This window comes from Candidatus Melainabacteria bacterium RIFOXYA2_FULL_32_9 (assembly GCA_001784615.1).
GTDB lineage: Bacteria > Cyanobacteriota > Vampirovibrionia > Gastranaerophilales > UBA9579 > UBA9579.
Map to the genome: position 1 here is coordinate 1 of MFRQ01000052.1, position 11,325 is coordinate 11,325.

An 11,325-nucleotide genomic window follows, 5' to 3' on the forward strand; every position below is an offset into this window, starting at 1 on the left:
GGTTTATATCTTGCAAAGCAGATCGTTGAAGCTCATTGCGGTAAAATCTGGTACGATACCAAGCTTGGAGTCGGCACAACATTCTGCTTTTCATTACCTACACAATGGTAATTGTTTTATACTTCTTCTGTATTTGATAAATTGTAATTTTTTTCTTCTATTGCTTTTAAGATTCCTTGCTTAATCTCAAGCACATCCACACCAAAATTTTCCAGGACTTTCATCGCCATGCATTTTTTTTCTTTAATTATTCCAAGTAAAAGATGCTCAGACTCAATTCTTGGGTGATTGAACTTTTTAGCCTTTGACCAGGCAATTTCAAGAAGTTTTTTAACTCTGGGTGTAAAAATCAATTCTTTTTCAGAATATCTGTCACCATATCCTATAAGTTTTTCCGTTTCAATTCTGGCATCTTTTAGAGTTATTCCGAGATTTTTAAGAACAATAGCACCTATACTTGTTCCTTCTCCGAGAATACCAAGTAATATTTGTTCTGTCCCGACCATATTATGTCCTAATCTTCTTGCTTCTTCTTTTGCAAGTCTAAGAATAGTCAGGGTAACAGGCTTTTGTTTTTCTATAGGATTAATAATTTTGTTGTACAAATTATTGGTATCGATATTTAATTCTTCCAAAATTTCATAAGCAATACCTTTTTTTTCTTTTAATAATCCAAGAATAATGTGTTCGGGTTTTATCGAAGAAGAGCCAAGTTCTTTTGCAAGCTCATAAGCTGAACTTATTGCAAAGAACGTCCCAGGTGTAAATAAACATTCATTATAACTGTATTCTGCTTTTCTGGAATTCAGGGAATTTAATTTCTCCTGAAATTTCTCAATTGTTATCCCTTCGTTTTCAAGTAATGCATATAAAGGTGACTCTTTATCTTCAAGCATTGCAAGAAATATTTGCTCTGTTCCAAGTGCTTCAAAATTTGTATTTTTTAATTTTTCCTGAGCAGCAGTCATTATTTGTAAGGAATCTTTTTCTTCAAAAATAGAAGGAATAGAAAAAAAGCTTAATTTAGAAGGAAGAGTTTTTTGACTGGCTTCAGGGTGAAAAGATACTTTTGATTTTTTCTCAATAACCCTTAGCACACTGGTTTTAATTCTGTTTTTATCAATATCAAGTTCATCTAAAAGTTTTATTATAGAGACATTATTCTCTTTTAAAAGAGATAAGAATAAGTGTTCTGAATTAATATAGTTTATCCCTAAGGCTTTTGCTTCATCCCATGCCTCTTTTAATACTTTCTTAGTAGCAGAACTGAATTGTAAATTCTCAACAGAAATTTTTTCCTGTTGTTTTATTATAATTATTTTGCTGATTTTTTCTCTCAAAATTTCCGGATTTAAACCTGATGCTCTTAAAAATCTTGCAGCAATTCCGGTTCCTTCTCTTAAAATTCCAAGCAAAATATGTTCTGGATAAAGCTTAGAATGTTTGGCATTGATCGCTTCTTCCTGAGCATAAGTAACTACTTTAATGGCTTTTTCCGTAAAACGCTCAAACAAATTTTTTACCTTTATTTTATTAATGCTAATTAAGTTGTATAAAGCTTTATAATAACATTTTAATCTAAATTCTAGATAATTAGAAGAAGTAAGATTTAAGTATTAAAATCAATTTCAACGAAATTTAATGGTAATATCCATTACCTAACCTAAGTCATCGCTGTATTCTTTGAAATGGATGGACTTAATTTAAAGCTATAAGTTTACGTTGTTGTGCTACTAATTTAATTACACCGCAAACCTGAAATGAACTATATCGCCATCCTGGACAATATATTCTTTGCCTTCCAATCTTGTAACACCTCTTTCTTTTGCGACGACATAAGAACCGGCATTAACAAAATCATTATAACCGGTGATTTCAGCTCTAATAAATCCTTTTTCAAAGTCGGTGTGAATTACACCGGCTGCTTGAGGTGCTTTAGTCCCTGCTATTATTGTCCAAGCTCTTACTTCTTTTTCTCCCACTGTAAAATATGTTCTTAAACCAAGAAGTTCATATACAGCTTTGATCATTCTATTTATGCCTGAATCATCAACACCAAGTTCTTCCATGAAGTCTTTTGCTTCTTCAGGGGATAATTCAGCTAATTCAGATTCTATTTGTGCACTAATAACAACAACTTGAGCTTGATGAGTTTTTGCATATTCTTTTACCATTTCCACAAACTCATTTGTTCCTTTTACAAGGTCAGCTTCTGAAACATTGGCGGCATAAATAACAGGCTTACAACTTAATAGATGTAAGTTTTTAACAAAAGGTAATTCTTCTTCGTTAAATAAATCAATTGAAAAAGGCTTACCTTCACTTAAAAGTTCAATTAATTTGTCTATAACAGAATCTTCGATAATAGCATTTTTTTCTCTGGATTTAACCTGTTTTGAGATTCTGTCTTTTCTTTTTTCAACGGTATTAAGATCAGCTAAAGCTAGTTCCATATTAATTGTTTCAATATCGTTTATTGGGTCGATTTTTCCTGCTACGTGAACGGTATTTTCGTCTAAAAAGCTGCGAACCACATGAATAATAGCATCAACCTCTCTAATATGACCTAGAAACTGATTTCCAAGTCCTTCACCTTTGCTTGCCCCTTTAACAAGGCCTGCTATATCAACAAATTCTATTGCTGTTGGGATTACTACATTTGTTTTTGCTATATCTTTAAGTATCCAGAGTCTTTCATCTGGTACACTAACAACACCTACATTTGGTTCAATAGTGCAAAAAGGATAGTTAGCAGATTCTGCATTTTTACTTGAAGTCAATGCATTAAATAAAGTTGATTTACCAACATTTGGTAATCCTACAATTCCAGCTCTTAACACTTTATATCCTCTCTCTAATATTACAAACCAGTCTTTATCTATTTATTTATAACATAAAAGACTTTGAAAATAAGAGACTTATTATAGGACGCACCTTAAAATTTAAGTTCCTACTGTAAAAGAGGTTTATTGCTATTCAGTTTTAAGTTTGGGCAAAATAATTTTGCCCAAACTTACTTTATATCTTTTAATAAATGTTTGAATTCTTCGATTTCACCAAAAGTTTCCTGAGCAGATTTAATGTATCTCTCTGCAATTTCAAGACAGTGTTTTAAGTCCAATAATCTATATAAAAGTTCTTCTTGTTTTATATTCTTCATAATATCCTCTTTTTTAGGTAAGGTTTATAAATTACAAAAATTCCAATTAAAGCCATGAAAATTTATGGCTTTTTATGGTATTTTTAAAGAAATACAATAATTCCTAAATATAATATCTAAAATATATTATATTCTGATTAATTAGTCAAGTATTTTACTTAACATATTAAGTATGGTATTAAGAAATTTTCAATTATGATTAAATGTAATTTATCAAAATTAATGGGTATTAACAAAATGAGCATCCAGGATGTTCATGAAAAAACTGGCTTAAATAGAAATACAATCTCAAATTTATATCACGAAAAAGCTAAGAGAATTGATTTTGTTACCGTTGATAAACTATGTGAGATATTCCAATGTCAGGTTGGAGATTTATTAGAAAAAATATAAGTTTAAAAACTTACAATTTTTCTCTTGTTATTTTGAACAAAGAATTTCAACATCATGGCATTGTCATTGCGAGGAGGAGCGAAGCTCCGACGCGGCAATCTAACCAACCAGCTTAATCATTATTTGTGGTTGGGTCAAAGTATTTTGACCCAACCTTAATACAACATAAGAAAATCTTTGATTATTACAAAAACATCATTAAAATTAGCAAAAGGAATGGTTTTTCTAAAAATCATCTAAATACAGTAGAAAAAAGCCTGCTTTTTCTTAAAGTTTTAATTTATCTTAGCCGATGTATAAAATAGAGGAGCTAAGAGAGAGTTATTTTTAATTCAGAAAGAAGGCGGTTACTACGTTATATCCTGGTGTTTATCCGGCATACACAAAGCCTTATACACCCCAAATAAAGCATAAACCTGTTGAAAAAGTTTTCAGGGATTCTGAGCAGTCCAAAAAACCTGGACAAAATCAGTCTCTTGAAGACAATAATTCTTCAACTGGTCAGGCTTATAAATCTGCTATTGATTATAAAGCAGAGAAAGTTAATATTAGCCAAATTCTTACTGATTTTCGCAGTACATTAAGCGCTATTGGCGCTCCTGAAGATGTTGAAAAAGAAGTATCTGGATATCTACAATTAGTTGAACTTCAAGCTAAAAAGTCTTCTCCCTCTCAATCTATTATTAAATCAAATTTAAGAAGTTCAGCCGAAATACTTGATGAATATATAACTACTACTTTAAATAGACATTCTAAAGTAGTAACCAATTGGATAAATGCCATTTTCTTACAAAAAGTGGATTATAATTTATCTATCCCGGAAATAGAAAAAACAGAAGAAAAACCGTCTGTTGAAAAGAACTCTGAAGAAATTCTTTCCCAACAACAGGAACAATCTCCTCAAATACAAACAAAATCTGAAATAAATAATCCTCTTCCTCAAATAACTACACAAAAAACACCTTCAAAACTGGAAAATATCAGATTACAAAATTTGTATAACAACTTTGAAGAACTTATTGATAAAGGTAATTATGCAAAAGCTTTATCTGAAGGAAAAAAAGCTTTAATCTTTGCTCAAAAAATAGATGACAAGAATACTCAAGCTAAAATATTTTTAAATGTAGCTTATATTTTTGATGAAAATAATAAACTCTCTCAATCTCTTAAAAACTACAATAAAGCTGCAACTCTTGCTAAAATCTCCGGGGATAAAGAAACTCAGGCAAAAGCTTATTATAATATGGCTTCTATTTATGATGATCTAGGCAAAGTTGATCCTGCTTTGGATCACTATCACGCTGCTCTAGCTCTTGATGGGGAAACAGAAAATATAAAAGACCAGGCACAAACTTTAAACAGTATTGGAAATATCTTTACAGTAAAAAAAGATTATAGAAAAGCTTTAAATTATTATAAATTAGCCTTTGGGTTAGCTAAAAATGAAGCTGATAAAACAGGTCAGGCTTCTATTTTAAGTAATGTAGCCGGAGTATTTAGAGATTTAGGTATCGATAAAAAAGCTCTCAATTATTACAAAGAATCTATAAAGATTGATTCAGAAGCAGGAAACTGTTCAGGTTGTGCAAAAAGCTATGAGCAAGCCGGGGATATTATGTTAAAAAATGGTCGATTTGATAAAGCTACAAACTTATATGGAAAATCTTTATCTTTAGCTCAAGAAATTGGTGATAGAAATTGGAGTGGAAGAATAACAGAAAAAATAGACCAGATAACATTATAACTAGGTATAAAATCTTATTAATCTTTATTTATATAACTTCTGCTTGTTATTTATTGTACAATTTATAATTTTAAATTTTTATAGCTTATAAATAGTTTAATAACCAGAATAAATCTATCTTTACTCTTTTTATTACAATTTATTAAGCTCTAATAGCATAATAAAACAAACTTTTTATATATTGTTATTATATATACATTATATTCTCTTTATTTTAAAAGAATATAATAATTACATAAAACTTTCTATATATCGGCATGTGTTTTTAGTCTTATATTCTCTAATATCAATGGTTTTAATTATATTAAAGTCCTTTTTCTTACACATACATGCTTATCGGACAATTATCAATTGTTTTTTGTTTTTATATTATTGGGAGATGAAACAAAACAAACGGCTAAAAGGGTAAAATTTATTAGGATTGATAGAATAATTTTTAAAAAACTTCGATAAACACTCATGTATAACCCCCATTTAGGACAAGTTATGTCCTTTTTTTATTTTGTTCAGTTTTATGTTAATCTAATTTTGGTAAAGATGTAAAAACAAGTGATTATAGAATATATCCAGAAATCAAATTTTCCTGGTGTCATTGCGAGGAACGAAATGCAATGAAGTGACGAAGCAATCCAAATAATATTATTACTATCTTCTTTTGGATTGCCGCGCACCTACGGTGCTCGCAATGACAGTGTGACGATTAGCCGGATTATGGCTCTGAAAAAATTTATCACTTTAATTTTTACCATTATCCTAATTTTTAATCTAATATTTCGATGAAGACAGAAAACAGAGGAGTTCTAAGTATGAGATTATCCAAAAGATTAGACAGAATACCTTCATATTTATTTGCTGAAATTGATAAAAAAGTAGACGCTGCAAAAGCAAAAGGATACGATATTATAAATCTTGGAGTCGGAGATCCCGATACTCCAACCTTTCCTCATATAGTTGAAGAAATGCATACAGCAATTGATGATCCTTCAACTCATAATTATCCTCCTTATCAAGGAACATCAGGTTTTAGAACTGCTTGTGCTGAATGGATGAAGCAAAGGTTTGATGTAAATCTTAATCCTGATAATGAAATATTGGCTTTAATTGGTTCTAAAGAAGGTATTGCCCACGTGTTTTTCGCTTTTGTTGATCCCGGCGATTATACACTAGTTCCTGATCCGGCTTACCCTGTTTATAGAAATGCGACTATTTTAGCCGGAGGAACTCCTTACTTTATGCCAATAAATCCACAAAATAACTATCTTCCTGAATTAGATAAAATTCCTGAAGATATAGCAAAACAATCTAAATTAATTTTCTTAAATTATCCAAACAATCCAACCGGAGCTGTAGCTAACCTTGAATATTTTAAAGAAGTTGTTGATTTTGCTAAAAAATATGATATTTTAATTTGTCACGATCAGGCATATTGTGAAATGACTTTTGATGGATATGTAGCACCAAGCTTTTTGCAAGTTGAAGGAGCAAAAGAACGTTGTATAGAGTTTTTCTCACACAGTAAAACATACAACATGACCGGGTGGAGAATAGGTTGGGCAGCCGGTGGTGCTGAACCTATGAATGCTCTTGGTATTATCAAGAATAATATTGATAGTGGTATATTTAAAGCTATTCAAAAAGCTGGTATTAATGCTTTAGGAAGTCCTCAATCCGAAATAGATCAATTAAATACACTGTATCAAAAACGCCGTGACATTATGATTGAAGGATTAAAAGAATTAGGCTGGAACATTGAACCTTCAAAAGCAACTTTCTATTTATGGATTCCTACTCCAAAAGGAATGAGTTCAGTAGATTTTTCCGAACTGATGCTTGAAAAAGCTCATATAATTGTTCCTCCGGGAAATGGTTGGGGAGAATCAGGTGAAGGATTCTTTAGAATAGCTCTTACTGTAGGTGAAGAAAAATTAAAAGAAGTTATTCAGAGAATGAAAAAAGCAGGAATTAGATATCAATAGCAAGAAACCCCTCTTAATTAAGAGGGGTTTCTTATAATTTGTCAAAAAATGATTAACTTTTTTTGTTTTTTTCTTTTTTTAACATTCTTTCTGCGTTCTTTATGGAAATTTTTGCCAGAACCTTTCTTGAAGTTGTGTCATAGAAAACTAACCAGTGTTTTCTCTTTGGATTATCAACAGCAAAAGATAATTTTCCAGTCATTTTTGTATTTGGAGTAATCTTATGAAACCACAAATCAGTATTTCCAAATGGAGATGGATAATAAACTGAATTATAGTCATTTACTAAAGCCATATCAAAGCTGCTGAATGTTCTACGGGTCTTATTATCAACGTTTAAAGTTAATGTAATTGTGTTTGGCTCTCCGAAAGGATCTTTTTCTATCATATATTCAGTGATTTTTACATCAAGACCTTCCATTTGTTTTTCTTCATCTTTAAGTGCTTCTTCCGACATAATAGGAAGTTCTATTTGTGATGCTACATGAACATTTATTTCATCCCCTGGAGCAATAAGAGCTTCGTCACCTTTTCTTGCAAGAGAAGCTGTAACTCCAACTAAAGCTCCTACTCCCGCTCCACCTGCCACTGTATAACCATGACTTGCCATAGCAGCACCAAGCCCAAGAAACTTAAGAGCTAAAAAACCCCCTATTACACCACCTGCCATAGTATAAGCGGTATCCTCAAGAACTACTTTAGCAGCAGAGGTAACAGGATGTCTTTTTGTCGTCATAGAAGCTTCTATAGGAATTTCTCGCCCGTCAGGTGTTACAAGATAATCAAAATTTACTGTTATGTAAGCATCCCTACCTAAACGCTTAGTTCCTCTTAATTTTGAGACTTTACCATGAGCAATTGTCCCTGCAGGAATAAGTATACCTCCAGGTGCATTTAAATCATTTGTTACTTCTGCAAAAAATTCATCACCTTCTTCGCTATATCCAGAGCTTATTACTTGTGAAACAGTCATTTTTAGCTGTGTACCCTTTTCTAATTCCTGCTTTTCACCAGTAAAAAGTTTCTTTTCTTCTTTATCTTCAGTTTTCTCAATTGTTCCCTGAAGACTTTTAGAAGAATTCTCAATAGATTGAGCGAAGCTAAAATTTCCTTGAGCTAATAAAAGATTCAAGGTAAAGAAAATTATTAGAGTTTTCTTAATATTTTTCTTAAGTCTTTCCAATTTCCTTTTCCCGCAAAGTCTTATTAATTTAATAATACATTAGTTAAAATAAAACATCATTCTCCCTGAGAAAAAAATAGGACAGTTGGAGGATAAATGTAATATTTGTTTATCTATTAAAAGATCTCTCCTGATTAGGAGAGATCTTTTAATTTGAATTATTGATTTAGTTCTCTAAAGGAATTATTAACTCTTGATTAATCTGAAGTTCATTAGGATTATTCATATTATTTGCTGCTTGAATTTGCTCAATTTTTACAGGATCAGGAGTTCCATAGAACCTTAAAGAGATTTTTTCAAGCGTATCGCCTTCTTGAACAGTATATTTTTCTGTTTTAGTGTAAGTATTTTGGCTTGCTGGTGTAGAAGGAGTGATGGTTACAGGTGTTGCAACTTTTTGCTTAACCTCTGTACTGCTTTTTTTCCATAAATTTAAGTCTGAAATACTATCCTTGGAAGGATTTCCTAGATTAAGAATTAAACTCATCAGAAACATACAAATAGCGCCTGTGATAAAACCTATTGTAAGGTAAATACCAGGTGTTCTTTCTTCTTTTGAATTAATCTTGAATCCTTGCCATAAAATATCTAATTCACGATCTTTATCAGACCTTACGTACACTCCTGGTGATGAATCGTATGGTACAGCATTATCTGATAATAATTCTTCCAAAGCTGCTATCCTTTCTTTTGAGATACCTGATTTATATATAGTATTAGTTTTCATTTTCCTTCCTTAACCTCTTATTCCAGTCCAGTAATTAATATTTTGTAGACTCTGACGACTTTAATTATAATAAAAGAGTTTTAAAATAGAATCAACTTTATTAACATCTAACTTTACATGTAAAAACAAATCATAGAAAAAATTTCCTCTTTATTAAGAAACTTTTATTTGAAAACTTTTAACCCATCTACTGCTTCAGCTTTATCAATGTTTTATGATTAACATTTATTAAGCAACAAAATTTTATAGAAAGTAAAAAATCTGGTAATATTTTGTATAGTATTATTGAGAGAACAAAAACAGAAAGGTTTAATTTATGGCTAGAATTATAAGACCAGCCTGGGCAATCAGATGTGTACAATCAGGATGTAAAACTTTATTCGAAGTAGCAAAAGTAGAAGAAGGTCAGACTCAAGAAGTAATTTGTCCTAAATGTGGAGAACATTATGTATATCCACCTAGAGAAGATCAAGAAGTTAATGAAAATGAATGAGTTTAAATAATTCAAGTAAAAGATATAATCAATATAGCCAGCATCTTGAAAAACTTTTTGACTGTAAAGTCTATAAAGTAACCCTTGATGCTGGTTTTAGTTGTCCAAATCGAGATGGTTCCATATCTTATGGGGGTTGTATCTTTTGTGATGAAAGCGGTTCTTTTTCAAAAGCTCATAGTAATTTATTACCTGTAGATAAACAGCTTAATACAGGTATAGAACGATTAAAAAAACGGTTTAAAGCTAAAAAATTTATTTCTTATTTTCAGGCCTATACTAATACTTATGGTTCATTAGAACATTTAAAAATTACTTATGATAAAGCTCTTCAACATAAAGATGTAATAGGTTTATCTATTGGCACAAGACCTGATTGCATAGATGCAGAAAAAGTAGATTTAATAAGTTCTTATACTGATAATCATTATGTATGGGTTGAATATGGCTTACAATCTATGCATGATAAAACCTTGAAGTTTATAAACAGAGGACATACGGCTCAGGATTTTATAAATGCGGTTAAAATAACCCAAAATAAAAATATTAATATTTGTGCACATGTAATTATAGGACTTCCTGGAGAAACAAGAAAACACATGCTTGAAACAGCCAGAATATTAGCTGATACTGGGATAAATGGAGTAAAAATTCATCTTCTTTGTGTTTTAAAAGGAACTCGACTTGAAAAAATGTTTTTAAATAATGAAATTAGATTATTATCAACAGAAGAATACGTTGATATTGTTTGTGATTTTCTTGAAATCCTTCCTCCTGAGGTCACTATTCATAGAATTGCAGGAAATGGTTTAAAAGAAATTTTAGTTGCTCCAAGATGGTTGCCTGAAAAGTTTAAAATTTTAAACCAAATTGATAGAGAATTAGAAAGAAGAAACTCTTTTCAGGGAAAAATTTTTCAACCAATAAATTTATAATAATCTACCTTCATAAGCTTGGAGGGTATATTTAGTTAACATTTTTTATCAACTAAAAATTAGTGACTAGCCTAGTTTTTTAACATATTTAACATAATTAACTCGAATTGCTTGTATGTTAAATCAATAAACATAAAAAACCAATGATTATTTAACTCTATTGGTAGGATTTGTAGATAATATATTAAAAGCAATTTCCTGCTATTGTGAAATAGCTAAGAACCTATCCAGGAAATAAAAAATATACAGCATTAATCAATTTTTGTCATTGCGAGCCCGGAATCGTAAAATTTAGCTTAAATTATTATTGCGAAGCAGTCTCAAAGTATTATTTTTTGAATAGAACACTATTAACTCGAATTGCTAATTAGCTGAAAGATTTACCAATTCTATGTTTTAGTATTGTCATCCTGAAGTACTTCGTACTGTCATAAGTCCTCAATCCTTCCAATAATACCTTGTGTCATCCTGAAGCAGGAAACATTGAAATTATAATATTAATCCTGGATGTTCAGGATCTATCCCGCTAGCTATTAATGCTAAAGATGTAAACCGGTAAGATGCTGACAAGAATATTACTAATAATCACTTTTGGCGCTTCAGTATGATATATTAACTAAAAAATTATTTAGATTCTGTGTTGAAAGTCAAGCAAATTGAACAGAATTTTTCCAGTTAGGGTCAAAAGGAGTTTTGTTGTTTAAAACCCCTATT

General features: G+C 30.8%; 8 protein-coding genes. 4 read left to right on the forward strand and 4 right to left on the reverse strand.

Annotation, left to right across the window (positions count from 1 at the left end):
- Positions 1-116: 116 nt before the first annotated feature.
- Positions 117-1,514 (reverse strand): hypothetical protein, encoded by a 1,398-nt coding sequence (locus tag A2255_07440; GenBank protein OGI21769.1) that lies wholly within the window; start codon positions 1,512-1,514, stop codon positions 117-119.
- 228 nt (positions 1,515-1,742) lie between these two features.
- Entirely contained in the window at positions 1,743-2,840 is a 1,098-nt protein-coding gene (locus A2255_07445) for a redox-regulated ATPase YchF (GenBank protein OGI21770.1), read from the reverse strand.
- A 515-nt stretch (positions 2,841-3,355) separates the two neighbouring features.
- On the opposite strand from A2255_07445, the gene A2255_07450 reads away from it, so the two are divergent.
- The 3 genes from A2255_07450 to A2255_07460 all read left to right on the forward strand — a co-directional run bounded on the left by A2255_07450 (position 3,356) and on the right by A2255_07460 (position 7,273).
- Positions 3,356-3,553: a Cro/Cl family transcriptional regulator gene (locus tag A2255_07450; protein ID OGI21771.1), complete on the forward strand. Its 198-nt coding sequence runs from the start codon at positions 3,356-3,358 to the stop codon at positions 3,551-3,553.
- A gap of 796 nt (positions 3,554-4,349) precedes the next feature.
- On the forward strand, positions 4,350-5,297 hold the full coding sequence (locus tag A2255_07455; GenBank protein OGI21772.1) for a hypothetical protein: 948 nt from the start codon (positions 4,350-4,352) through the stop codon (positions 5,295-5,297).
- Between the two features lie 806 nt (positions 5,298-6,103).
- Entirely contained in the window at positions 6,104-7,273 is a 1,170-nt protein-coding gene (locus A2255_07460) for an LL-diaminopimelate aminotransferase (GenBank protein OGI21773.1), read from the forward strand.
- A gap of 52 nt (positions 7,274-7,325) precedes the next feature.
- Here A2255_07460 and A2255_07465 read toward each other — a convergent pair whose 3' ends face one another.
- Together A2255_07465 and A2255_07470 are read right to left on the reverse strand one after the other, a co-directional pair.
- The gene (locus tag A2255_07465; GenBank protein OGI21774.1) at positions 7,326-8,456 is read right to left on the reverse strand and encodes a hypothetical protein; all 1,131 of its coding nucleotides are present in this window, start codon (positions 8,454-8,456) and stop codon (positions 7,326-7,328) included.
- 166 nt (positions 8,457-8,622) lie between these two features.
- A complete protein-coding gene (locus A2255_07470; protein OGI21775.1) occupies positions 8,623-9,183 on the reverse strand; it encodes a hypothetical protein in 561 nt (186 codons plus the stop codon).
- 489 nt (positions 9,184-9,672) lie between these two features.
- Between A2255_07470 and A2255_07475 the strand changes: the two genes are divergently transcribed.
- Positions 9,673-10,611 carry a TIGR01212 family radical SAM protein gene (locus tag A2255_07475; protein OGI21776.1) on the forward strand — a complete coding sequence of 313 codons (939 nt, stop codon included), beginning with the start codon at positions 9,673-9,675 and terminating at the stop codon, positions 10,609-10,611.
- Positions 10,612-11,325 lie beyond the last annotated feature (714 nt).